Consider the following 25,810-nt stretch of genomic DNA (forward strand, 5'->3'; position numbering starts at 1 on the left):
TTTTTAAATATAAAAATGACTACTTTTTTGAATAACGATCATCCCTTTTCGTATCAAGGTGTTAATGGTGCTATAGACGCGGAAGATAGGTGGTCTGTCAGATCGTTTTCCGACTCAAAAGTTCAGAGATTGAACATTCTCGGTATTGTTTTATCAATTGTCGGTCTTTTATTGGTTGCTATGGGTATTGCTATGACCGTAGCTTTATCCGGTCCTTTATTTGTTGCGATATTCGTAATCGGAATGGCATTAACGGTTATTTCCGGAATATTGTTGATTAAAGTTCAACGAATAGGGCAGTTAGCGGAAGAATCCGTAGACCCGATCGAAAAGAACGAACTACATCTCGAAGAATTTGAAGAATGCGAAAGAATCGGATCTCAAATAGAGCCGAAATCGGAAGTCCGGGATAATTTTTGATTAGAATTTATGTAGAATTCATGTCAGGGTTGCAAGAATTTTTAAAGATAACCATTCCCGAATTGCTCTTGGTATTTATCGGTGTAACTGCTTCGGATAATCGCAGTGAGATTGGCAGGAAGTGTTTTATTAACGGAAAAAGGGTCTTCATCTGAGTTTTATTCATGGTGACATAATGAATCTTGGTTATAATCCGTTCGGAGACCAAGCTAAAACCTGCGTTGCTTACGAACCGGATTTCGATATTTCGCTGCTGAAGCTATTTTATATGGAATTATTTTGATAGCGACAACCTATCATTATTTCAATTTCGTAACCTTGAATTTTCTATGAACATACCGTATATATGACTCTTTTCGATGCATGTATGACTAGAAGCATAAACGTGCTTCATCCGGCTTTATTTTTCGATGTTCCCGGAATACCGAAAATCAAACAGGATCTCTTGGATATGTTTTTCTGGGGGTGATTTCGGAGAGTCCAAATTTGTTGCATGAGAAAAGAAACTCGGTTGATCTTTCCGTGTTAATATCGTTAGTTTTAATCAAATACTTGTTTTTGAATCTTTAAAAGATATGTAATCCATGAATCTCATTTCCGAAATAACATATTGTTAATTAATTAGTTGATTTTTATTTTACTGATTGCAGGATTTTTTAATTTCTAGTGATTTTAAATTCGATTTGCACTCGGAATGAAAAGTTTACGATATTTTATTCTTGGAAGCTGCACGTGTAGCAATTTTATTATCTTTATCTCATGCTTCCTAATTCCCGAGAATTTATTTCGAGGACTTCGATTCCTTATGTTTAAGATAATGAAAGGACTCGGTCTTAATCATCCTTTTCGCTTCCGAGTTTTTATTTCTTGTTAATATTTATAGATGATGATGTTTTAGAATTTATTTTTTATACAAATAAAAATAATTTATAATTAGTTTAGTTAATTATTTTTTTTTGTTTTAAAAATTTGGGGTTAAAATGGCTTTTCCTACGGAATCCGGAACCGGCAGTTCCCCTTTCGTTAAGCAACTTGATAATGAAGCCACATCCGCAAATGTATTCTCCGAATTCGCAATTAAACGATTAAAAGCCCTAGGTATTACTCGTTTAGTTATCGGTCTCTTATTAATCGTGGCAGGTTTAGCTACGGCTTTGTCTTTAGCAAATCCTTTGATGCTTTTAATAGTTGCCGGAGGATTGGTGTTAATTTGTTCCTGCAGGAATTTTATTGGCAAAAGCCACAAGACTAAAGGAGGAGCATGAGTATTCCCTCACACCTATTGATGTTACCACTCCTCTAATCAAGCTGCCAAAAACGGAAGAGTCCGAAACGGAAAGGTCTAGAGTGTATTCGGAGCACGAAGACGAACTCGAAAATATCGAAGATTCTTTCGGACCGAAAGAAGAAGGACAAGGTAGTCTTCCGTTCGATGAAGGTAGTACATCCCTCATAGAACCTTTGCAAGGGACAGCATCAGGACTCGGTACAAATGAGGATAATATAACTTCTGAAGACGAAGTCGTAAGTTGCGGAGAAAATCAAGAGTCGAAGTCATTCGGAGCAACTTCCGAACCTGTATCTATTTTTATAACGGAAAGTAAGGATGAACAGGATTGGTCGCTTTTGGTTGATGCTGCCGAAAATAAATTGAGAGAAACATTTAATGAGGTTTTCGATATAAATACCGTCACTATAATTAAAGGGAATCTTTTACGAGACCAAAAGAATTTGTATCTAGCCGCTATTGAAGGTTTTATAACAAATCTTCAATTTAATCCATTCAAAAATACCTCTAAAGAAGCGCACTCCGAATCGGAAGGCGCGATGAATATATATATTGGCGAAATGGAGTCGAATCTACCTGACTTGCCTCCCGGAAAATTTGTCGTATCGAATCGATGTTCTTCAATAGCTTTCAGAAGCGTACATCCCCATCTAACTCATTGGGATCTCGTTTATCGATTATCGGGACCTTTTTTAGGAAGCGAAGGTTTCGATCCCAACGTAGAACCGGAAGAGGTTTATGGTGCTCTAATCACTGCATTTTCACGTCTTTTTGATTCCTGTATCAATAAAGGGATCACTGTCGTGCAACTGCCTTTATTATCTTGTCGTCCCGAAATGCCGGAAATCAAACAGGATGTTTTGGATTTGACGACTATTACGGCTATTTCGGACTCTCTGTCGTCTTTACAAGCATCCGTATTAAAAGCGTCAATATCGTTATGCCCGAACAGAAACCCTGCAGTGAAATCATTAAAGGCCTATAATTCATGAATATAAAAATCGGTTATAGTCGATCGATTACTATTAGACTTAATCAAAGGCATATTTTTGATAGCCACATATATAATTTATAATATCCTGTTCACCTGAATAAAAATCGACTATAACTATCCGATATCTTTTAACATTTTCGGTTTGGAATGTCTTCTTATTTAAAAATTGGTTTCGATAAGTTTTGTTTGCATCGAACCGATAACGATGCCAAAGACGTAAAAACAACGTCTTCGATGCAAATTCAAGTATTGAAAATCCTCGGAATTGTTCTATTATTTATTGGTGTTTTGTTAATGGCGGGGGGACCCTGCATAACCCTAATCTTATCCAATCCCTTACTCCTTTTATTGGCCTTAGCCGGGTTGATATTAACGGTTCTTGGAACAATCATTCTGATGAAGGCCAAAGGATTGCAGGAACGATCGAGATTAACCGGTGCTCCTGCACACACACCATCGATGAAAAGTAAGGATGAACAGGACTGGTCGGAAATTGTTTCGGATTTTCGAATATTTTTAAGAGAAAAATTTCCGGTCGTTATCGATGAAACCCTCCGAGATGAAAACGGGAAAATCAAGAGAAAGGTTTTTGCCGACGAGAAAGGTTGCCGGTTGGCTTTTGTCAGGGGATCTCCGGAAAAGCTCCGGTATAATCCATTCGGAGATCAAATTAAAACGATCATCATTTGTGAAGCTTACTCAGAGATGGAGGTTTTTATGCGGAGGCATATTGACACAGCCACCTTAGAATTATTTAATTCTACACCTGCTATGCCACCCGGTGAATTTGCTTGTCTGCATTACGGTTCTTCGAGTACATCCGATCAAGGGATCTCTTGGTCTTTTCTGTGTCGATTCGGTGGACCTTTCTTAAGTGAGAATGCTTTTGAAGCTGATGTAGATCCGAAAATTATCGGCGACGTTTTGTTTTATGGATTTAAAAATCTTTTTAATTTCTGTATTCAACGAAATATAAACGTTGTGCAAATCCCGTTATTTTCTTTTGCTCCCGGAATGTCGAAAATACAACGGGATTTTTTCGAGATGACAATCGTTATGGTTATTTCGGATGCCTTGGAATTGTTAAATGAGGATAGAGAGGACTTCGGAAATTCTGAAGCTTCTTTATGTGTAAATATTGTTAGTCTCGATGAACCGAATATTTATAGCATCATAGCAAATATTTAATTCAAAAATACTCTTTTTACAATGTAAGAAATCGGAATTATCGTTAATTCCGATCAAATACCCGTTTATAGGGTTGTAAGAGACATGTAGTGCAGAAGCAAAGATCATTCTGCAATTCATATTCATTTGAAAATTTTATGAAATACGATGATTTTTTGTTTAAAATCAGCAGGAATCAACCTAAAATTCACTGAGATCATAAGCCGAAAAAAAAATGTGTTTCCGATCGAAATTTTTTATTATTTATAATGCCTTAAACAATTATTTTCATAAATTTAATTTTAAAAAAATAAAAATAGTTATATTATAATTATAATTAATATTTTATTTGGCATGACTTATTTTTCGAATATCGACGGTAGTACTCCTTTTCCGGGGCAAGCCGGTGATGATCTCGTCATCCGAGAAGAAACGACCTCCGAACGACCCTCAGTCGTTGAAAAAACGCAAAGATTGAAAGCAGTCGGGATCACTCTGTTGATTATCGGTCTTTTATTAATCGTAACAGGCGTGGTTGGGGCTGCGGTTCTCTCCCAACCTTTGTTTTTCCTGTCGTTAGCGACGGGATTAGTGTTAACGGTTGTTGCCGGAGTTTTATTAGCGAAAACCAAACGATATAGGACTCAACTCGGAGAGGAAGTGTCCGTTATTGTGCCGGAACCCGGATCTCAATCGATCTTGGGGCGGCTCCCTGAGGAAGTGTCTGTCATTTTGCCGAGACCGGAACCTCAATCGGTCCCGATACAACCTGATCCGGAAGTGCCCGCTATCAGTACCGATCCCCGGTTACATATGGAACAACCCAAAGCAGAAGCACCCGTTCGTTATCGACCGGGATTGCGTAGAACTCTTTCGCAGGAGAAGTTTTTTCATAGCTTCTTCGCAGCACCGGTGAGATCCGACAGGGAACCGCCGGATCATACATTTAAAGACAATTTTAATTATAAATATTTGAAAAACTCTTTGAGACAGTGCCTTCCTCAAGTGGTTACCGATGCGACTGATTATGACGCCGGCCGGCTTGTTCAAAGAATGGTATTTAGTAATGGTAACGGACTTTATTTGTCTTGTTCTCAAGGAGATATAGGCAGACTTGCTTACAATCCGTTTCAAGAAAGACCACCGATCACTGCCATTGTTTATGAAGCGTATTCAAAAAAGTTTTATACGCCGGATAATGTTTCTCTCGATACTTCACAGGCACTTAAAAATTCCTTGCTCATGAAACCGGGTGAATGTTGTAAAGCCGACTGGTTGCCTTCAAAAAGCACTATGAGCGCATTTCATTGGAACTTTTTTTACAAGTTTCGAGGAGAGGAAGTTTCTTATGTCAATAACAAACCTCAGAAAGGTTATGAAGTTATGAAAATCGGATTCAAAAATCTCTTCGCATCTTGTATTGATAGCGGTATAAGTATTCTACAGATGCCTTTATTATGCTGTGAGAAATTCGATTTTTATATGGGTCAGAACAGGAGATGGGTTAAAGCGGTCGGAGCGGCTCTTCTTGAAGTTTTGGGTGAGATTAGCGAACGCGTTGATTCCGAACACCCTTTTTGTGTTAATATCGTCGGTAAAGATAGTGTGCCTTTTTATATGCTCCTAGCAGACATTGAAAGGCGGGGTTTTTTAACGGATTTTGAATGAGACCGGTGGCATCAATATCGTCGGTCACTATAGGCTTTTTGTATTGGATTTGACAAAAAACCCGTTAACTCTTTTTAAGTATTGTTATCGTTGATTTTCAACTCTATACAAGTAGGACTATGAGATTTTGGCAATATAATCGAGTGTTTTATATTGAAATCGGTGGATAACAATGATTTATGCGGATGGAGCCGCATCCGGCAACAATTCCTCAATCGGTGAAGTGACGGAGTCTGTCGAGCGTTCAAGATCTTTCAAAAATGAGCGAATCATTCTTATAGGTGTCATTATAACGGTACTCGGTTTGATATTGACGGGAGTGGTTTTCACTTTAACCGGCTATTTCTTCCAACCTTTTTATCTTCTGATAGTTGCGATTGGGATAATTGGTGTGATTATGGGAATAGCCGTAGTCATCCATGTCAATTCTCGTACCAAACAACTAAGTAAATCGGGCGAAGCACCGGAAGAATCATTCAGAGATTCTTTAACGGGCTTGGCAAATATATTAACACCCACTTTTGCTCAAATGTCTGCTTGGTAACGTTATCCGGTTTTGAATAAAATCAAACCTAGGGAAGTATTCTTCGAAGCACGAATCAATCGACTGAGAACCTTCGGAATTAATTTTTTTGATGGATCATCTTAGGTTTAGCCGTAATCGAAGCTTTTAATCTGAATCCCTTGCTGCTTTTATTGCTGGGAGTAAGAACGACATTAAGGAAACGGCTTCCTGTTAACATTACATTTTCGATTCCGACCTGGACAAGATTCGATAAAGGTAGAGCGAAGTAAATTTAGTCCTGGTTTGTTAAGATTTTTGATATTTTGTACATGTTTATTTATTAATTTGATTTTAAGTATAAAATTATTATAATAGTTTTAAGTAATTCACATTAAACCTGAAAAATATACAATGTCTGCTCCGGTAAATAATGGGAATAATATCCCCCCCAACGGGAATAATATCCCTCCTTCGAACAATGTTCCGATTAATCGGGTAAGATCTTTGATCAACAGATCAAGAGCTGCCGTCAATAGAATGACTCCTGAAACAAAGATAAGGCTGTTAAGGAACATTGCCATTGCTTTATACATTATCGGCATCTTATTATGCGTAATAGGCGCCACTCTGATGCTGGTCTTTGATATCCCTCTACTGGCCCTGTTAATTTCGGTCGGAGTGGCAGTGATTATAATTGCGACGATTTGCCTAGCTAAACGTACTGAACTTCAAAGAGCAGACCGGGATGCTTTAAGCAGGCCTCCCGAGGATCGTCGCACAGGTCGCCGTATTGACGATCTGATCGACCGTTTAGTTGCCGGTATTCCTCCAAATCCCTACACTACGACTGATGATGCACCCGCTCCTCTTGAACGTGCTGCTTTTGAAAGAGAGTATATTGATCGAAGAGGTGGTGAGAGCTCGGAGACGAAACAAATATTGTTAAGTTCGTTCAGATCGAATTTTCCGATTCCGATAAGCTGTGATACGGAAGAAGATGATAATGGTGAGATAACGAAAAAAACTTTCCATAACGGAAGACATATTTATGTGTCTTTTGCCAAACGTAACATAACCGATCGGGACTATGATTGTTGGAGCCCGTTTGAACCTACCCTTGCATTAAACACCGCGGTTGTTAATAACGTAAATTCAACCAATGTCGGAGGAACCAGCCAGGCTTTGAAGTCAGCAACTACGACAACTAGCTGGGTAAACTCTTTACCCGAAGTGCGTTTTGGGTCGGGTCAGTTTTCTTGTGGAGACTGGGTGTCTTCATTGAGTCTTTCACGAGAACTTGGACAAGCTGAGAGAAGATGTCCTTGGTGTGTGCTTTATCAATTCAACGGGCCGAAAGCGACACACCACAATAATAATCCTTTGGGTGCTTATAAGGTTATGAGAGTAGGCTTTAGGAAGCTTTTATTAAACTGTATCGAAAAAGGGATGCACGTGATCCAAATGCCTTTGTTGGGTTGTAGTGAATCCGAACTACCGCCTTTGAATGAACCTATAGCAAGAGAAAATTGGATCAGAGCGGTTTTATTGGCTTTGATAGATGCCATAAATGATATCGATCCTAGTGGTGTTAATGAGGAGGCATGGTGGACAGGAACGCATGGTCCTGGGGTCGCTTCTAAGCTTTGTATCAGTATCGTCGATTCCGAGACAGTACCCGGCTGCGAGATCGTAAACGAATACTAAGATTAGGTCGTTCGTGATTTTTTAGTATAAAAAAGCACATATTTTCCCATTTTCGAGAGCAAGAAATCGTTGTTCGGGTTTCGATGATTCCGGTTGTTTATGCTTGAACTGTTAGGAGTTACTTTTAATGGATGCATATTCATCGACAAATCATGAAAAAGCTTTTTAATAGTGGTATCACGATTTCCGGATGAAATTCTCTTGGAATATTCGAAATCGGAGCAATTCAATGATAACAATCCGTTATCGACTTAGAATATTCTAAAATGGTGTTAACGGTTTCGATGTTTCGATCATTTATCGTAGTTGATACGTTTTCGAAAAATATTTGAAGAGTTTTTCGGGTTGGAGCTTTTTGTCGAAAGTTTCCGATCATTCGTTTTTTTCTCGACGCTATAGTTTTTTCAATTTCGGTAATTTTTTTAATGATTTCTATTTATAATTAAATATGTCTTTTTAAGACTGAGCGTAAATCCCATTGGCTTTAGACGATGGGCTGAAAGCGAGCATATGTAAACAAGAATCGTAGGAACTACGAGGATAGCCTGTGTAAACTTGTTCTCGGTAGGAATATTGAGCAGGAAGCCAACCGGCTTTAGACGGCCGGTAGTTCCAAACTATTGTTGCTAGGGGATTCCGGGAACTCAGTAAATCCGAAAACCGGTTGAAACCGGGTCAATTTTCTTGGGGTTTGTACTTGCCTTCGGAAGCTTATGCGAGAGAGTATTTCGATAGATTTCCTCATCGCCAATTTCCTTGGAACTATCTTTACCAATGTTGAGACCCGAAGCTTCGAATTATTCCGATAATCCGAAGTGTTTTTACTCTGTTTTAAAAACCGGATTAGTAGCTCTTTTTAAATCCTGTTTACATTTAAATATAAGAATCGTGCAGTTGCCTTTGATATCATGCGGTACCGGAACATCTAAAAATGATCGAGAAGGTATTGAAGTTAAAGCATTCGATTTAGCCGTTCCGGCTGCTTTAAGTGGGGTTTCTTCACGCATCGATTTAGATAATCATCCTTTATGCGTTATTGTCTTTAAGCCTGAATACAAGACTTTTTGTTTTTATCGATAATTGAATCGAAAATTTTTAGATTTTACGTTACTGAAAAGAAGGGAAAGTATAAACTACCCGTCCCGGCACGTTATTTCGGTGAACTCATCATTTTTGCGTTGATCTTCGTAATGACAACGGCAGAAGCACGGAACTGAATGTTGAGCCGAAAATTTAGCACAGCCGTCTTGGATTATGACGAAGATTGAAATAATCGGATGTGTTGTATTCCGATGAATCGGAATCGGTAATAGTCCGGAACATTCGTGAATCACAGACTCGTTTTAAGGAGATTAATGGCAACTATACAGCTATCGGCTCAATCTCAGCCGTCTTGTATTGCCGAAAACGCAACAACAAAATGCGATATGATGAAATGGGTTTCATCGATCTTTTTAATCTTCATCGGTATTGTTGCTTTGTTTACGGGACTTTTTTTATTGGGAACAATTGTCGCGAACGGAGTCGGTATATCAGTCTTTTTAATAGGGATTTGTTTGTTATCAATCGGGATTTATTTTGTATTCGCACGAATCCGCGAACAAGAAAAGAAACGGATATTATTTGGTGGCTATGAAATTGTTGCTCCCAGTCAGGATGATGAGGACGTTTTTAGTGAGAGCTCAGAGACCGATTCCGACAGTTCTATCGGTGCTGGGACGGGGGATCACGAACTTGCGGGACCGGTCGTTGATTTGTCCGATAGTTTATCGTTCGATATCGATGAAGCGGTCACTCGAATGTCTGAGGCCGTTGATCGTGTTTCCGGGCGAACTTCAGATGAAGCCTTGCCCGATGGTTCATCGCATTCGGAGTAAACGGTAAATAATCAGTAGAGCTATGAAGGATCCGGGAGAAGATTAATCGACGTTAAACGGAGAAGTCGGTTTATATCGAGAGTCTTAAATACCGGGAGGGCAATATTGTTTGTTCTTTGTATTGAATCGGAGAATTATATGAGGTCTTCACGGATTTTTTAGAATTTCTCGTTGAATTTCGGTCTTGTTGTTTGTTTAAAAAAAATCAGATGAATCGTAATTTTCGATTATAAATTAAAGATTACTAAGAGTTGAAGTAGGCCGGTAAGAAATTGTTACTCATACGGATAGATTGTGGTTATTTACGTCGGTTATTATTTCAGTCATTCTTAAAGAGACGGATGATCCGAATTTTGATATCGAGGATCCCATCTAATATCGAAGATTCTAAGAGTTCGGTAATCCTTGAGTCGAACCGATTGTACGGGTTCCGATGTGAACCGGATGCTTTGAGAAGACGAATAAGGCTTTGAAGAAAAATGAGCGAAGATTTGAATATTCTTCGATTGAAAATTATATTTTGCTATTTTAATAGGTAAATGGATTGTCTCTTAATTCGGTATCGCAACCTTTAGTTGTTAACGAGTCGACGGAGGTTAAAAAATCTTTCGGAGTTTTAAAACTTAAAGTTTATTTGTTTTTGATTCTCGGATTTTGTTTGTTGATAACGGTAGGGGTTCTTCTTGGGTTCCTACCTATGATTTCTTTTAATTTTATTTTCATATTAGTCGGTCTTCTTTGTTTGTCGTTGTTGTTTTTAGGATTGGCTTGTGCTTATCGTTTTTCATTATTGAAAATTCGGCAAGCTCAAGAAAGAATATTCAGACAAGCTTTTGAAGCCCGTTTGCAAGAAGCCGAATCTTTGGAGTATGATTTGGAAAAAGAAATTAAAGGTATGGTTAAATTTATACGAAACATTCATCGACTTGAAGCCCCTTCTTCCGACTATTCATATCAAAAAATTCCCTTGTTGGCTCAACGGTGGTTACAGATTAAGGAAAATATAGCTCGTTTAGAGAAAGATTGTTGTGATTGTTTCGACCGAAGTGTAGTCGACGGATTTTTAGGAGTTGCGAGTTTCGATAAGGAAATCAAAGTTTATTTAGAATTGATAGATCAATTATTACGCCGAACAAAAAAATTATTGAATTTAGTCGAGGGTACAGCAGCTTGTTTAAATGAAAATCAGGTAAACGTAAAAGCCATGAATTTACGAATAGAAAGTTTTGAACGATTATTGGAGGCCAAACTGAACCTGATTAAGTTATATGAAAAACGTGAAGTAAGTCGACATAGTAAGAAAATATCAAAATCATTGACGTAGGTAATATAGATTGTCTGTTAATTCAGTATCGCAATCCGCAGTTATTAATAATGAATCTGTAGAAAAGGGTTTTGCGGCCTTAAAATTTAAAGTTTGTTTGTTTTTGATTCTCGGGTTTTGTTTATTAATAGTAGCAGGAGGTCTTTTAGGATTCATTTCGTTTTCTTTTAATTTTATTCCTGTGTCAATCGGTCTTCTTTGTTTGTCGTTATTGTTTTTAGGATTGGCTTGTGTTTATCGTTTTATCTTCTCAAAGAAATATATTATAGCAAAATCCTTTCGATTATTAGAGGAAAACTTCTTCAAACAACGTTTCAAAGAATGTCTAAAAGAAGCCAAATGTTTGGAACATGATTTGGATAAAGAGAGGAATGATTTTATTGAAGGATTCCGACTCGTTAATAAAGTAGACGCGGCATCCGATTTTATATCCGAAGATACATGTCGCCGATTTGAGGTATTGCAACGAAAATATTCAACGTTGAATGAAAAGCAGTCTTGTTTGAAAAAGGAATATTTCGATTTTGTCGAAGAAACTCAAGGAGTCAATCGATTTTTAGGAACGAGTGCCTGTATTAGGGATAATAGACTTATTTCGAATTTAACAGCTCAATTGTTAATACGAATGAAAAAATTGTTAAAATCTGCTGATGGGATAGCGTTGTGTTTACAGGCAACTCAGAAATCTTTGAAGAAGAAAAAAGCAAGATTAGCAACCTTAGACGGAGAGTTGAGCCGTGCGACGCAACAAATTTCCTGTTACTTAAGACATGAGAAGAGCGGTAAGGTGCAAGCGGGTGTTTTATCACGTGATAATTTTGACTTTCACGCGAAGACTTCCATTGACTTGGGAGCTGAGATAGCGATAGGTCGGGATTATATCGATAGGGCTTGCAGGCGAATCAATGATTGTGAGTGTCAATTACGGAATTTTACAGAGAAACGAGAGGAATGGGTGTCGGATCTTAAATTATTTGAAGAACGATTGCTCAAGCTTGTCCCCGAATCTGAAGAACATTTGCGTTTGGGTACAATAATTATACCCGGAATACAAAGATTGATAGCATTGATTGATCATTGTACGTCAGATGTACGAAGACTCAGATCTATCTACAAAGAAAAACGCCGATGTGTCCAAAGTTGGGTATTGATCAAAAAAGGATTGAAATTTGCGATTGATCAACGTTTGGAACTTGTCACGAATAATATTCGATATCGCGAGGGTGTTGTTATTAGAGGGTATTCGAGTTTTGCGGACAACGCTTATTCTCGGGAAGATACGGGAGAGTACGAAAGTTATCTCAGAACACTGGATAAGGAGACTTTAGAGAGCTATCTTGAAACAATAAGGTACAGGTTTGTGAAAGACTCATTAACCGAAGAAATAGACAAAGTCAATAAAATTTCAGAAAAAATCAGAGAGTTAATGCTTCAGCAGCAGAGATGGGAAGGGATGTTGGAGCAAGTCGATTTAAGAGAAACGCTTTTAAAACCTTCCGAGATAATGGAGATAAACATGAAGGTACGTAGTGCTTCCGCTAAACTTATCGATAAAACACCGGTAACGATGAAGGAAAAAATAGCGTGCGGATTGCTCATGATGGAGCGGCAGTTGAAAGCTTTAAAACGTAAATTGACGGCAGCAAAAATCTGTTTGAGTGATACCAAAAAAGAATGCTTTCTACTGAGCCGAGTATTGGTTCTTAAGAGAGAAATAGATGAAATTATAGGTAGGGATAATCCTGCAGACCCACAGGGTTCCGGCCTTACCGGAAGAATGTTACAATTAAGAGCTGCTGCAGCAAACTATAACGCGTGGTTACATCCTTCCGGTAATTAAAATGAATTTTTTCTTTTTATTTAAATAGATATATTATCTTTTGCTTTTTATCGTCTCATTGTGTATATACTTATCGTTGTTTGAAGAGTATTGTTTTTCCTTTGGAAAATATTCTTTAATTATTTGAAATATGAGTTTTTTACCGATAAATCTAACATGAAGAGATTGTTTTATCGGTGTTTTCGAAAGGAGTTATAGTGTCGATCTCGAATTGTGGATTCCTTCCTTTGAACCGTGTTGTAAGTGCGCGATATTCTTTGGGTACGTCCTCCAATATTGTTGTTCCCACTCTTTTGTCCGATATAAATGCGAGCGATTCTTCGAGTGCGGGAGTTTGTTCGGGTCCGGCGTCTGCGAACGGCCTTTCTGCCGCTGATTCTTCACATCCCGTTCGATCCGATACCTCTCATCAATCCGAACGTCCTTTTAAGCCACCTGTGGTTGCCCGGATAAAAAGGAATATGCTCGGTTTGGTTGCGGGTTTATGTCTTTTGATTTTGACATTGTCCTTAATCGGTTGTTTGATGCCGGGTGGGATTGCTGCAGTCATGGTTTGTTCTCTGGCGGTGATCCCGTGTTTGTCTTTAATTATTTTTTCTTTGGTATCGATTTTTTATCGGAAAAAGGCTCTTTTGTTTTCCAGGGAATTTAAAAAGCTTGAGACTGAGAACGCGAGGTTAAAGTCCCGGCGTGGGCTTGTGTTAAGAGCATAAGACTCAAGATCTGTGTATAAAGTTCGGTAATTTAAAAAAAATCGTCCGATACCGTCGGTTTGGATGATATTAAATCCTTTAATAGGAGTGTATTGTATGGGTTGTAAAGGTATCGGAAATTGTTTTGAGACGTGTTGTCGTGAAATAAAAAGTGCATTTCAGGGTCTTGGGCCGGTTTGCGGTGGTGATAAGGTCGCTCCTTTTAGAACGGGATCTCCTGCATCATGGGCTCGAATTAATTTGTTAGCCTTAGCGGTTATTGTCGGATTGGCTTTACTCGTGGTAGGTTTAACGGTCATAATCATGGCTGCTATGTCGACGCCCGGTTTATCTGTGGTACTGGTCAATGTATGTGGACCGGCTTCCGTGATTGCAGGTCTGCTCATTTTATCTTGGTGTGTATATGTCGGAATAAGAATGAAGCAACCGGCGGCTCTTGTACCGATAGAGGAAGTGGTAATAAAATTCATAGCGCGTGAAGAAGAGGAACAACGACTGGAAGAGGAAGTACAACGGTTGGTAGCAGAGGAACAACGACTACAAGGGGAACTACAACGGTTAGTACTAGAGGAACGACGACTGGAAGGGGAATTACGACGGGTGGCAGAGGAACGACAACGGGCAGAACTACAAGAGGCAGGAGAAGTACAACGGTTAGTAATAGAGGAACGACAACTACAAGAGGAGGTACAACAGTTAGTAATAGAGGAACGACAACTACAAGAGGAAGTACAACGGGTAGCAGAGGAACGACGACAGGCAGAGGAACGACGACAGGCAGAGGAATTACAACAGAAAGAGGAAGTACAACGGTTAGTACTAGAGGAACGACGACTGGAAGGGGAACTACTACGGGTAGTAGGGGAACGACTACTACAAGGGGAACGACAACGGGTAGCGGAGGAGCGACAACTGGAATGGGAACTACGACGGGTAGCCAGAGAACGACGACAGGTAGAGGAAGCACAATGGTCATTAGGGGAACGACTACAATGGGAACTCCAACGGGTAGGAGAGGAACAACGACTGGAAGAGGAAGTACAACGGTTAGCAGCAGAGGAAGGACGACTAGAAGAGGCACTACAACGGGTAGCAGAGGAACGACGACGGGCAGAACTACAAGAGGCAGGAGAAGTACAGCGGTTAGTAATAGAGGAACGACGACTGGAAGGGGAACTACTGCGGGTAGCAGAGGAAAGACGATGGGCAGAGGAAGCACAACAGAAAGAGGAAGTACAACGGTTAGCAGTAGAAGAACAACGACTACAATGGGAACTACGACGGGTAGAAGAGGAACGACAACGGGCAGAGGAAGCACAACAGGAAGAGGAATTACAACGGTTAGTAATAGAGGAACGACGACTGGAAGGGGAACTACGACGTGTAGCAGGAGAACGACGACGGGCAGAGGAATTACAACAGAAAGAGGAAGTACAACGGTTAGTACTAGAGGAACGACGACTGGAAGGGGAACTACTACGGGTAGTAGGGGAACGACTACTACAAGGGGAACGACAACGGGTAGCGGAGGAGCGACAACTGGAATGGGAACTACGACGGGTAGCCAGAGAACGACGACAGGTAGAGGAAGCACAATGGTCATTAGGGGAACGACTACAATGGGAACTCCAACGGGTAGGAGAGGAACAACGACTGGAAGAGGAAGTACAACGGTTAGCAGCAGAGGAAGGACGACTAGAAGAGGCACTACAACGGGTAGCAGAGGAACGACGACGGGCAGAACTACAAGAGGCAGGAGAAGTACAGCGGTTAGTAATAGAGGAACGACGACTGGAAGGGGAACTACTGCGGGTAGCAGAGGAAAGACGATGGGCAGAGGAAGCACAACAGAAAGAGGAAGTACAACGGTTAGCAGTAGAAGAACAACGACTACAATGGGAACTACGACGGGTAGCAGAGGAAGTACGACGGGCAGAGGAAGCACGACGGACAGAGGAAGTACGACGGGCAGAGGAAGTACGACTACAAGAGGAAGTACGACGTGTAGCAGGAGAACGACGACGGGCAGAAGTACAACAGGCAGCAGCAGGAGAACGACGACGGGTAGAAGTACAACAGGCAGGAGAAGGAGAACGACGACGGGCAGAGGAATTACGACGGGTAGCAGCAGAGGAACGACGACTACAATGGGAACTCCAACGGTTAGCAGAGGAAGTACGACGGGCAGAGGAAGCACGACGGGCAGAGGAAGTACGACGGGCAGAGGAAGTACGATTACAAGAGGAAGTACGACGGGCAGAGGAAGCACGACGACGGGCAGAACTACAAGAGGCAGCAGCAGGAGAACGACGACAGGCAGAACTACAAGAGGCAGCAGCAGGAGAACGACGACTAGAAGAGGAATTACGACGGGTAGCAGTAGAGGAAGTACGACTACAAGAGGCACTACAACGGTTAGCAGAGGAACGACGACGGGCAGAGGAAGCACATCCGGGGGAAGTACAACAGTTAGTAGTAGAGGAACGACTACTGGAAGGGGAAGTACATATGGTAGCAGAGGAACGACGACAGGTAGAGGAAGCACGACAGGCAGCAATGGCACTACAAGGGGAACTACAACGGGCAGCAGAGGAACGACGACGGGCAGAGTAAGACGGGGAGGACAGGACAACAATAAAACCAATTCCGGTAATGCAACGGTAGAACCCGGAAGAAACTGGGATCATCATCAAAGGCTTCTTTGAATAATTCGGTTTTGGTATAAAATTTGTCTCGCTTCGTATTTTATAATGACTGAAAGTACGATATGTGGGGATAGTTCGATATAAAGTGCTTAGGGGGATATATGTGTGAACAAAAAAGCATATTTTGTTCGTCTTGTCTTAATTATTGAAGTTTAATTGTAGGCGTGAAACGAGCAGATGTCGCTAAAAGCACAGGTATTTTAGAAGATCCGAGAGCGAAGATTTTGTTCAAAAAAAGGTTTTAAGACGGTTCGTCAATAAAAAATCTTGTAAGGAGTGGTATTCGTCCCTTGAATCTGTTTTCTTGAGAAAATTAAAACTTAAAACAGATAGATTGCGGTAACGAAATTTGATTAAATTTTTTATGTAAAGGTATATTTATGTGTTGTATAAGTTTAGACGTATTAAAAAATAGGGTAAGAGATTGTTGGCCCTCCGGCCTTCCGGCAAAAGCGCAAAATGAGTTCCGAGGTGCGGGTGCCATCTGCGGTGGCGATAAGGCTAAAGCTTTTGACAAGAAAAGTATATGTTCTATTTTACGAATAGTTCTTATAGCTTTGGTTGCTCTTGCCGGGTTGATGATTATAGGATGCGGCATCTTTAGTTTAGTTGGAATGATGGGATTGGTTGCTCCCGGAATGATGGGATTGGTTGGGGCTTGCTGTGTCGGTGCTATGGTTGCCGGTATGTTGCTTTTAATTTGGTCCGTAAATTATGGCGTTAAGGTCAAGAAAGCAACGGAACTTGTTTCTGTCAATGCCGACGAAGTAGAGGTCGTACCTGATGTAAGGCCTACTAGATCAGGGTCGATTGCATCTAATTGATAGCATATTTCGAACTATATTCACACAAGCTCAAATCCATCAGACGTTTGCGCTTGTGTTGTACGTAGCGGTGCTGTAATTATTCTTAGATTTTATTTCTATAGAGATAAGACATGTAGATAATGGATGGTTTCCGGTTTTATGATTTATCAATATTTAAACGTCTGCTTTTATCTCGTAAGTCATATTTTCGATTTTTGTCTCTCGTAATGCTTGGCTATCATTTGTGAGCTTGCAAAGTTCATTTTCTCCGGATATATTGGTGTGTCTAGAGACGCGGAGCCGATGTTCCGAGGATAATGGTGGAGAAGATGACGGAAAATTTAAAGGATATCGATATTAAGAGTGATGTTTTAGGTGATTATAAGATTCTGAGAAAGTTGGGGTTTACTTCTTGGGGTGTTAATCTCCTTGCCGAACATCGGTTTATCAAGAGGCGTTTTGTTTTACAGGTCTTGTTGTCTGAATTTGCTTCTTCTTCGGATTTTATAAAGTCTTTTGAAGAGACGGTGATCAAGCTAGCGGTTTTGGATCATCCTGGGATTGCGAAAGTACAAAACGTGTCTTGTTATGAAGGACACTTTTTTCTGGTCACCGAAGATTTCGGTCAGGGAGATCCGGCTTCCGGGTTGTCTTTATCCAGGTATCTTTCCGGACGACGAGAGGGACTAAAAGAATCGGAAACGATAGCCATACTGAAGAAAGTAGCCGCCGCTTTGGACTACGCGCACGGAAAAGGTGTGATACATGCTTGTTTAAATCCCGACAATATTTTCGTTTGTCCAGGTATCGAAGAGCCTGAAGTTATCGTTTCGGATTTCGGTTTGAGTTTTTTAACTTTGGAACGTTCCTTAAAGCTTATTTTTCATGAGGAAGATAAGATTTTATTCCGTTTGTCTCGCAAATTGGCCTTTCTGTCTCCGGAACTCAAAAGAGGAGATTCCGAAGACATTCGATCAGATTCATATTCGTTCGGAGTATTGGTCTATTATCTTCTTTTCGGAGAAATTCCTGAAGGTTTTTTGAATATTCCGGAGTCTTTTTCCAAAGGAAATTTCAATTGGCTCAAGGTATTAACGTCTTGTTTGAATGCCTGTGGCTCTGAACGACCCGATAATCTTTCCGAACTATTTTCCGATAAAAAAATACGGTTAGAGTCTCCGGAATTACGGTCAGAACCCGTGGAAATTTTGAAACGGGATATTTTAATCGAGTCTGCATTGAGAACTTCCGAAAAGAATAGGGAAGAAGTTTTTTATCCGAAAAAACTACAGACTCCCATTGATACCGGATCGCATACACATCGTTTTTCCATGAAATCGGAGCCTGAGTTCGTTCTGGTTGCGGCAAAATCGATAGATGCAGTCATGGAAACGGAAGTTGAATCTTCTTTAATCCGAAAAGGAGAGGTAACGGAACATGACGAAGATAAGGGAAAGGCTAATCCCGATATTATTGAAGAGGGTTATTCTTCGGCTTTGCAGGCCATGTTGTATAAGGATCCGATCGTCTGTCGTTATGCCAGTCATGATATTATCGAATGTAAATCGGAGCCTTTATTGACTGAAACGGCTTATATTGAAGGTGGAGAATTTTTAAGAGGAAGTCGAGAAGGTAAAAGGGACGAACAACCGATATCCAAGGTGATTTTAGATTCTTTCTTGATGGATATACATCCGGTAACCAATGAGCAGTTTATAAGGTTTTTGGAATTTTCGGGGGGAGAAAAAGATCGAAATTATAATGATCTCATCCGATTGAAAGAATCTCGTATTCAAAGACGTTCCGGAAAATTATTCATAGAAACCGGTTACGACAAACATCCCGTCGTCGGTGTTACATGGTATGGAGCATCCGGATATGCGGAATGGGTAGGAAAACGACTGCCTACGGAAGCCGAATGGGAGATTGCCTCTTACGGTGGTAAGAAAACACTTTTTCCTACAGGCGATACTATCGACAAGCATTCGGCTAATTTTTTTGGTTCCGATACGACTCCGGTTATGAGTTATCCTCCGAACTCGACAGGGCTTTATGATATGGCCGGCAATGTTTATGAGTGGTGTCGGGATTGGTACGGGTACGATTATTACGAACTTTCCGTGACGGAGCCTTATTCACCTATGGGGCCTCCTCAAGGGGTATATAGAGTTCTTCGCGGAGGTTGTTGGAAAAGTTTGAAAGAAGATCTCAGATGCTCGCATCGTCATAGAAATAATCCGGGAACCGTCAATAGCACGTACGGATTTCGTTGCGTAACGGATGTGAAGTGAAATGAATTCCGAGGATTTCGATCATTATCTAAGACTTTGCAAAGAGATAGAGGAACATGACCGGCGTTATTATTCGGAACACGAATCCGTTATTTCCGATTATGAATATGATATGTTATTACGAAAGCTGACTCGTTTTGAGAATGAGTATCCTGATTGGGTTTCCGAGAATTCTCCGAATTCTCGTATAGGAGATCGGGTTTCCGAACATTTTCCTACCGTTTCTCATGTTATTCCGATGTTATCGATACCGAATGTTTACGATTTAAAAGAGCTGGATGATTTTTGCGAACGCATCGAAAAAAGAATATCCGGTTCCGGTGAAAATTATACCGTTGAATTGAAAATCGACGGCATAGCCGTCTCACTGCTTTATGAGGAACGACGTTTCGTTCGTGCTTTAACCAGAGGTAACGGTAAAGAAGGAGAAGATATTACGACTAACGTCCGAACGATTCGTATGTTGCCTTTAACCTTGCCTTCAGAGGCTCCCAATTTATTGGAGGTTCGTGGAGAGATTTTTTTATCGAAGAGAAATTTTGAGCTGTTGAATCATCGACAGATATCTTCGGGAAAGCCTTTATTCGCCAATCCCCGCAACGTTGCCGGCGGGACTCTGAAACTTTTGGATCCTAAAGAAGTTTCTCGAAGAAGATTATCGTTATCCGTGTATGGAATCGGTCGGTCATCATTTTTTTCGGCAACCGGTTCTCATTATGAGGATTTATTGTCTTGTCTTCGATGGGGATTACCCGTATTCGGTAAGCCGAAACTTTGCAGGAATAAGCATGAAATCACCGTTTATATCGAAAAAGTCGGTGCCGAAAGAGCGCAGTTGCCGTTTGAAATAGACGGTGTAGTGATTAAAGCGGATAATATCGTATCCAGAAGAAATATTGGGCATACCGCTAAACATTATCGTTGGGCTTGCGCTTATAAATTTTCTCCTGATCAAGTTGAGACAACTGTTAAACATATCACAGTTCAAGTCGGAAGAACGGGTATTCTGACCCCTGTTGCCGAACTTGAACCGGTTAACCTATCGGGAAGCGTCATTTCGCGAGCCAGTCTATATAATTTTGAAGAAGTCTTTAAAAAGGATATTCGTCCCGGGGACTTAGTGAAAATCGAAAAAGGGGGAGATGTCATCCCGAAGATTGTTTCCGTTAATACGGAAAAAAGATCCGCTGCATCCGTTCCATGGAAAATTCCGGATATTTGTCCTTCTTGTGGGGCCCCCTTGGTAAAAGAAGAAGACAAGGTCGCCGTTCGTTGTACCAATCCTAATTGCAGAGCCTCCTTTTTTGAAAAAATTTGTTTTTTCGTCGGTAAAGAGGGTCTCGATATTCCTCATTTGGGTAAGGGAATTATTTTAAAATTAATCGAAGCGGGATTAATTTCGTCACGAGCCGACATTTTCGGTTTGAATTATGAGGATTTAGTATCTTTAGAGGGATTTCAGGATAAGTCCGTAAAAAATATTTTATCTGCTATTAAAAAACATTCAACACCCTCTTTGGACATTTTTATTGCCTCCTTGGGAATTCCTCTTGTGGGGAGTAAAGCTGCTACGGTTTTGGCCGAGCATTTCGTCGATTGGGAATCTTTTTATAAAGCCGTTCGTGATGATTCTGTCGATTTACCTCCGGGAATCGGAGATAAAACAGCTGAATCTCTCAGGCGTTATTTTTCTAATTCGACCGTTTCGGAAGAATTGAGGTTACTATTCGTTTCGGGGATTAGGATTTTACCTTATATTCTCTTGGTGAGTGTTTCGGAACACCCTTTTAATCGCAAAACATTCGTTCTAACGGGTACTCTGGAATCTTTTCCTCGCAAAGATGCGGAAGCTTTAATAAAAGAGAGAGGAGGAGTTGTGTCGTCTTCCGTTTCCGGTCGTACCGATTATTTGATTCTCGGTGATTCTCCGGGAAGCAATTTTGAAAAAGCAAAAAATCTTAATATTCCGATTTTAGAAGAGAAAGAGTTTATTTCTTCTTTATAAAGAAATTATTTAAACTAAACCTCTCTTTTTCTTTTTAGTTTTTTTTTATAAAAAAATTGATATAATGTTTATTTATATTTGACTTAGTTATTCCCTAATAGGATTAATATGGCTTTACATTTTTTTAACAATGCGAATAACGGAACGCCTCCTGTTGTAAGAGGTAACTATGTAAATAATAATAGTGGACCGGAACTCGCTAATGCCGCCGAATGCAGAGCGATCATCGTTGATCTCGACAAGGAAATCAGTGCAATGGAGTCCGGTTCTCTTAAGAAGGCTAAGATTATAAAAACGATATTAAATATTGCTTATGTGGCTATTCTTGCTTTATCGATAGGGTTGTTATTCACCATAATTTTCACCTCGATTCCTTTTTGGGTACCGCTAGTGGTTTCGCTTCCCGCAGTATTGCTGTATGGAGTTGCGAGATACCGTTTTGTCAAGAAAATAGTCGATACGGAGCTTCGTTATAAATCTTTGGTGCTTTATAGGGAGCACTTACGTAAATACTCCTCAAGATTGGTATCCGCGATGGCGAGATACGGAAAAAAAGACATCGTGTCATTCCAAGAATTGGGGTTCGTTGAGGAGCTCATGAAAAAGACGGAGCGCTTGTTCAAAGATCCGAATAAGAAAGATTCGGATAGCTGGGAACAAATCGATTCACGACTTAATTTACAGGTGCCGTCTTCTTCCGAGCCTTTTGCTAGACGTTATCAGGCGGAAATGTTAGTCGGAGCAGAAAATCGTTTAATGGGTTTCTGGAAGAGTTTGCGTGAACGTGTTAGACGGGCTTATGTCGATCTTCAGGAAGGTCGATCTGAAACATCGGTTGAAAATTGGAAAAAAATTGCCGAAGAAGCCCTTGTACAGGACAGTAATATCAGTAGTACAAAATTCCCTGTTGAAAATGATACGACCGACTTGGCAACCATTAAAAGGTTTTGCGCCTATTCTTCCGAGGCTCTACATGCTGTTGAATCTTCGATGCAAGCTTTTGAAACCATGTTTTGCGGATATACTTTTCTTCCGAATTCCGAGATGGCTTTAGATGAAGTGATTACTTTTCGAAACTGTGTTAAGCAACATGCGGAAACCCTCAGTCGTTATCACCAATGGATTGCGGAAGCGGAGGAGGTCGATGTATGCGAATCTCAAACCCCGGTCATTGATGAATCGTCTTTAGGCGTCGATGAAGCCAACTTATTTTCAGCGCCACAACAAATTCCGGGTGATCAACCATTAACGGTGAGGGAAGTTTTCGATGATGCTCGAGAAGCGTCAACGGAAGCCTCATTACCGCCATCTTTGGCACCGGTATCCGATGCTCAGGAGGCGCAATCCGCAATTGACGAGGCGAAAAGAAAGACCCGAGCTAAAAATAGAGCTGAAATTTTACAGAGTTTTCAAGCTGAGTATCCAATTCAGGCAACTCATGAGTTATTGACTCGAGTCAATGCTTTTAAAGATATTTTGAATACAAAAATGTGGAGTCATCCCGAACGTATATTAGGGGTGCTTCGTTCGAAACTTGAATATGCCGAAAGTACTCTTAGTAATTTAAACTGGGGAACTTCTTGGCTGCCGGTTAGCGAAATTACAAGCCGTAAACAAATTTTAAGAGCTCATCTTGAAGTATTAAAAAATCATATTCTCGAACAGGAAAATAAATTTAGGGAGTTCAAGGATCGCGCGCAAGCCAAAAGTTTATTGGAAAATATGACAGCTATGTGCCGAAATTTTGAAGCCGGACAAGGAAATTTGGCTGAACCGGATCTGGCATTTCTTGAACAAACGAAAGCTTCCATAATTTCGATGGAAAGCCTTTTTGATGCCGAGGGTAATTTGAATGCTTTTGAGCAATGGACGGATGAGTATCGGGTATTTTGTAAAGATTTTCTTAAATTGAGCAATGAAATGAATCTTTTCTTGGATGAAATGATGGATCGGGAGGGTAGCTCTTTCAAAAAAGCCTGTCAAATATTGCTGAAAAATCCCGAGCAAGCAGAGGTCGAACGAAAACAAACACTTCAAGAAATTACGAATTTGGAAACCTGTGATTATTTCAATAGACCCTTTAATGATCTCGTTGAGGAAACAGGCCATTTGGTCGACTCTTTAGAAATTATGACCGGAAATTTAAGAGATTGTCTAAGGGACAGCACCGGTACTTTCGCAATTAAATGTCAGCAGCTAAATAACGAATATCGGAGTTTCGATAAACAAGTAACGGCGGCTTTAAAAGCTCAATTACGCCAACGGGCCTTCAACATCGACAATTCTGCCTTCGATCCGACATTGCTTACTCAGGAGGGGGAAATAAAGGAAGAAATTGAGAGGGCTTTAGATGAAGGAATTCATTTAGAAAATGTTGCGAAAAGATTTCTTTCCGGACATGTGAGACAGACCTCTTCTATCGGAAAAGATTTTTTATCTCAACAAAAAACAATCATCGACAAACTTATCAAAGCACAAAAAAAATCGTCTCAAATAATGTCGCATTTGAGTCGAGGACTAGGATCGATTGTCTTAATAGTTTTCATCATACTTTCTATTTTAATTTCGTCGCTTCAATTATGGTGGTTACCGTTATTATTGGTGGGAATAAGCTTGGGAACCCTGTTAGGGATGTATGGCATCAATGTATTGGTTAAGCGAAAACAATATAAAATTGCAGAACTCGAGTTGTCGCGTTTGATGTTAAATGACACTGATGATTATATTTCGCCCGATGTAGATACGGAAGAGAGCAAAGATCTCCGTCGATTAGAGCAAACTTTGGATCTTAGAGGGATGTCCTTGGCATCAGGACGGAATCTTCTCGAATCGATGAAAAAAGAACCCCTAACACTTGATAAAGAGCTGACTTTAACTGAAGCAAAGAAAAAAATCAAAAAACTTAAAGCGGATGTCGATAAAGCCATTGCTTCGGCTCCTTTTAAACTTTCTCCATATGTTTCGGTGCCTGCTGGAGTCGGTACCCAGGATGTATATTCGACGGAACAAAAAAATATTTTAGCCCCTATCATTCAAACGATAGACGATTGTGAACGAACTATGAGTGAGTTAGATAAGAAACTGGACGCGGCTGTCGAAGAGAAATTAAATTCGGAAAAATTAATCTCTCATTGGAATAAAGTTCATACCTATCTTAGGGACTTCGAAGAGGCCTCACCAAAACGAGATACAGTTCTTCAACGTTTAACGCAAAAATTTTCTCGTCTGACTTGGAAGATGGATTTTTTAAGAAAAACTTTAAATTTCAAAATGCAACACGCAAAACCGGATGTGGAGGCGGTCCAAGCATCCGTTGAACAATGTATTGCGTTATCTAAAGAGAATCCGAGTGATTATGAAAAGCAAATGATCGAAATTTTCAGAAAGCATGAGTTGGATGATACCGTTAACCACCTTATTGATTGTTTGGAATTGAAAGCCGTAAAGCAACTTGACGACCTTCGTTTGGAATTAAAAGCCGTAAAACTACCCGCACGCTTAACCGATCCCGTTTATAGCTCAGAAGAACGACAACGGAGTGAAGAAAAACGTGAGCGTCGCACCGAAGACAAGAAAAGACTTAAAGAGATGGGGAGGGAGCATTTATACGGTTATTTGGAGTATGCCGATAATCATTACGCCGATTTATCCGAATTAAGAGTCGTCCTTAGACAGCTTTCAAACATGACGGAAGAAGACGATTCATTAAGATGTAGACTACTTTGTCTTAAAGCATTAAGTCTCTTGGAAAACATTGAAGAATCTTGGTCTCAATTATCGGAAAAGCATTCTTTCGGTTTAACTACGGTTACGGAACGCTCGGAACAATTAATAGCCGGTGCAGCTGAACTCCGTTTACTCGGAGATCGTGTTTTGAGAGAGCAGAGGTTGGGCAGCAATGCTGCTGCTAAGAGAGCTTTGAATGTTATGAAATCTTTTAGAGGACAACGGCTTGATAGATGTAAAAAGACCGATGGATCGCCTTATCAAAGAGTAATGGTAGGGTTGGAAAGATATTTAATGACTATAGAACAAAATCCTTCTGCTTCTTCGGTTGAATTGGAAGAAGGTCTTATTCGTGCGATGAAAGAACTGCCTCTTCATGTATTGAAAGAAGAGTATCTTGATTTAAATGCGGACTTAGCCGAAGCAAAACGGAAAAAAGATGATATACAAAGACGGATGACATTATTCACTCAAGTTAAAAATGAATTTTATGTACAAGAGGGTCCTAAAGAAAAAAAACTTTTTGGCAGAAAAAAAGCTCCTCAAGAAGTTATTGATCCGGAAAGACGAAAGCTTATAGAACTACAAAATCTTCAATTGGCTTTACTTGAAGCTAAACGTAAAATAGCTATCCTAAATACGGAAATGCGAGCAGTGAAAGACCGTCATACCAATGCTTCACACGCTTACCGGGAAACAATAGCCGGTTTCAATCTTATCGAAGAACAATCGGAAGAAGATTCAAACGAAGAGTCGTAGTCCAAGCAGTGATATATG

At 40.2% G+C, this 25,810-nt stretch carries 18 protein-coding genes; 16 read left to right on the top strand and 2 right to left on the bottom strand.

Annotation, left to right across the window (positions count from 1 at the left end):
* Nucleotides 1-15 precede the first annotated feature (15 nt).
* The 12 genes from RSA43_00235 (at nucleotide 16) to RSA43_00290 (ending at nucleotide 13,500) form a co-directional block, all read left to right on the top strand.
* Nucleotides 16-420 (top strand): hypothetical protein, encoded by a 405-nt coding sequence (locus RSA43_00235; protein MEG2495721.1) that lies wholly within the window; start codon nucleotides 16-18, stop codon nucleotides 418-420.
* Between the two features lie 980 nt (nucleotides 421-1,400).
* On the top strand, nucleotides 1,401-1,685 hold the full coding sequence (locus RSA43_00240) for a hypothetical protein (protein ID MEG2495722.1): 285 nt from the start codon (nucleotides 1,401-1,403) through the stop codon (nucleotides 1,683-1,685).
* Nucleotides 1,651-2,700 carry a hypothetical protein gene (locus RSA43_00245; protein MEG2495723.1) on the top strand — a complete coding sequence of 350 codons (1,050 nt, stop codon included), beginning with the start codon at nucleotides 1,651-1,653 and terminating at the stop codon, nucleotides 2,698-2,700. Before RSA43_00240 ends, RSA43_00245 begins: the two co-directional genes overlap by 35 nt.
* 149 nt (nucleotides 2,701-2,849) lie before the next feature.
* Nucleotides 2,850-3,890, top strand: a complete 1,041-nt coding sequence (locus RSA43_00250; protein MEG2495724.1) for a hypothetical protein — start codon at nucleotides 2,850-2,852, stop codon at nucleotides 3,888-3,890.
* A gap of 333 nt (nucleotides 3,891-4,223) precedes the next feature.
* Complete coding sequence (locus RSA43_00255) at nucleotides 4,224-5,537, top strand: hypothetical protein (GenBank protein ID MEG2495725.1); 1,314 nt, start codon at nucleotides 4,224-4,226, stop codon at nucleotides 5,535-5,537.
* A gap of 172 nt (nucleotides 5,538-5,709) precedes the next feature.
* A complete protein-coding gene (locus RSA43_00260) occupies nucleotides 5,710-6,081 on the top strand; it encodes a hypothetical protein (GenBank protein ID MEG2495726.1) in 372 nt (123 codons plus the stop codon).
* A 465-nt stretch (nucleotides 6,082-6,546) separates the two neighbouring features.
* Complete coding sequence (locus RSA43_00265) at nucleotides 6,547-7,746, top strand: hypothetical protein (GenBank protein MEG2495727.1); 1,200 nt, start codon at nucleotides 6,547-6,549, stop codon at nucleotides 7,744-7,746.
* Between the two features lie 774 nt (nucleotides 7,747-8,520).
* Nucleotides 8,521-8,826: a hypothetical protein gene (locus tag RSA43_00270; protein MEG2495728.1), complete on the top strand. Its 306-nt coding sequence runs from the start codon at nucleotides 8,521-8,523 to the stop codon at nucleotides 8,824-8,826.
* 275 nt (nucleotides 8,827-9,101) lie between these two features.
* Nucleotides 9,102-9,623 (top strand): DUF2304 domain-containing protein, encoded by a 522-nt coding sequence (locus tag RSA43_00275; GenBank protein ID MEG2495729.1) that lies wholly within the window; start codon nucleotides 9,102-9,104, stop codon nucleotides 9,621-9,623.
* A gap of 544 nt (nucleotides 9,624-10,167) precedes the next feature.
* Entirely contained in the window at nucleotides 10,168-10,947 is a 780-nt protein-coding gene (locus RSA43_00280; GenBank protein ID MEG2495730.1) for a hypothetical protein, read from the top strand.
* Between the two features lie 10 nt (nucleotides 10,948-10,957).
* Nucleotides 10,958-12,787, top strand: a complete 1,830-nt coding sequence (locus RSA43_00285) for a hypothetical protein (GenBank protein MEG2495731.1) — start codon at nucleotides 10,958-10,960, stop codon at nucleotides 12,785-12,787.
* A gap of 197 nt (nucleotides 12,788-12,984) precedes the next feature.
* Nucleotides 12,985-13,500: a hypothetical protein gene (locus RSA43_00290; GenBank protein MEG2495732.1), complete on the top strand. Its 516-nt coding sequence runs from the start codon at nucleotides 12,985-12,987 to the stop codon at nucleotides 13,498-13,500.
* Between the two features lie 158 nt (nucleotides 13,501-13,658).
* Here RSA43_00290 and RSA43_00295 read toward each other — a convergent pair whose 3' ends face one another.
* Both RSA43_00295 and RSA43_00300 read right to left on the bottom strand, forming a co-directional pair.
* On the bottom strand, nucleotides 13,659-13,970 hold the full coding sequence (locus RSA43_00295; GenBank protein MEG2495733.1) for a hypothetical protein: 312 nt from the start codon (nucleotides 13,968-13,970) through the stop codon (nucleotides 13,659-13,661).
* The gene (locus RSA43_00300) at nucleotides 13,967-16,132 is read right to left on the bottom strand and encodes a hypothetical protein (protein ID MEG2495734.1); all 2,166 of its coding nucleotides are present in this window, start codon (nucleotides 16,130-16,132) and stop codon (nucleotides 13,967-13,969) included. Before RSA43_00300 ends, RSA43_00295 begins: the two co-directional genes overlap by 4 nt.
* 453 nt (nucleotides 16,133-16,585) lie before the next feature.
* Between RSA43_00300 and RSA43_00305 the strand changes: the two genes are divergently transcribed.
* From RSA43_00305 to RSA43_00320, 4 genes are all read left to right on the top strand, one after another.
* Nucleotides 16,586-17,029, top strand: a complete 444-nt coding sequence (locus RSA43_00305) for a hypothetical protein (GenBank protein ID MEG2495735.1) — start codon at nucleotides 16,586-16,588, stop codon at nucleotides 17,027-17,029.
* 299 nt (nucleotides 17,030-17,328) lie between these two features.
* A complete protein-coding gene (locus tag RSA43_00310) occupies nucleotides 17,329-19,302 on the top strand; it encodes an SUMF1/EgtB/PvdO family nonheme iron enzyme (protein MEG2495736.1) in 1,974 nt (657 codons plus the stop codon).
* A 1-nt stretch (nucleotide 19,303) separates the two neighbouring features.
* Nucleotides 19,304-21,307 carry an NAD-dependent DNA ligase LigA gene (gene ligA, locus RSA43_00315; protein MEG2495737.1) on the top strand — a complete coding sequence of 668 codons (2,004 nt, stop codon included), beginning with the start codon at nucleotides 19,304-19,306 and terminating at the stop codon, nucleotides 21,305-21,307.
* Nucleotides 21,308-21,415: 108 nt separating this feature from the next.
* Nucleotides 21,416-25,792 (top strand): hypothetical protein, encoded by a 4,377-nt coding sequence (locus tag RSA43_00320; GenBank protein MEG2495738.1) that lies wholly within the window; start codon nucleotides 21,416-21,418, stop codon nucleotides 25,790-25,792.
* Nucleotides 25,793-25,810: the final 18 nt, after the last annotated feature.

Source organism: Victivallaceae bacterium, assembly GCA_036659455.1.
Lineage (GTDB): Bacteria > Chlamydiota > Chlamydiia > Chlamydiales > Chlamydiaceae > JAVXCN01.

Excerpts from the sequence above, each read along its gene's own strand:
- RSA43_00305 (MEG2495735.1), top strand. The coding sequence starts at position 16,586 with ATGTGTTGTATAAGTTTAGACGTATTAAAAAATAGGGTAAGAGATTGT.
- ligA (MEG2495737.1), top strand. The coding sequence starts at position 19,304 with ATGAATTCCGAGGATTTCGATCATTATCTAAGACTTTGCAAAGAGATA.
- RSA43_00320 (MEG2495738.1), top strand. The coding sequence starts at position 21,416 with ATGGCTTTACATTTTTTTAACAATGCGAATAACGGAACGCCTCCTGTT.
- RSA43_00255 (MEG2495725.1), top strand. The coding sequence starts at position 4,224 with ATGACTTATTTTTCGAATATCGACGGTAGTACTCCTTTTCCGGGGCAA.
- RSA43_00235 (MEG2495721.1), top strand. The coding sequence starts at position 16 with ATGACTACTTTTTTGAATAACGATCATCCCTTTTCGTATCAAGGTGTT.
- RSA43_00260 (MEG2495726.1), top strand. The coding sequence starts at position 5,710 with ATGATTTATGCGGATGGAGCCGCATCCGGCAACAATTCCTCAATCGGT.
- RSA43_00270 (MEG2495728.1), top strand. The coding sequence starts at position 8,521 with ATGTTGAGACCCGAAGCTTCGAATTATTCCGATAATCCGAAGTGTTTT.
- RSA43_00295 (MEG2495733.1), bottom strand. The coding sequence starts at position 13,970 with ATGAATTTTATTACCACTTCCTCTATCGGTACAAGAGCCGCCGGTTGC.
- RSA43_00240 (MEG2495722.1), top strand. The coding sequence starts at position 1,401 with ATGGCTTTTCCTACGGAATCCGGAACCGGCAGTTCCCCTTTCGTTAAG.
- RSA43_00275 (MEG2495729.1), top strand. The coding sequence starts at position 9,102 with ATGGCAACTATACAGCTATCGGCTCAATCTCAGCCGTCTTGTATTGCC.
- RSA43_00310 (MEG2495736.1), top strand. The coding sequence starts at position 17,329 with ATGGTGGAGAAGATGACGGAAAATTTAAAGGATATCGATATTAAGAGT.
- RSA43_00250 (MEG2495724.1), top strand. The coding sequence starts at position 2,850 with ATGTCTTCTTATTTAAAAATTGGTTTCGATAAGTTTTGTTTGCATCGA.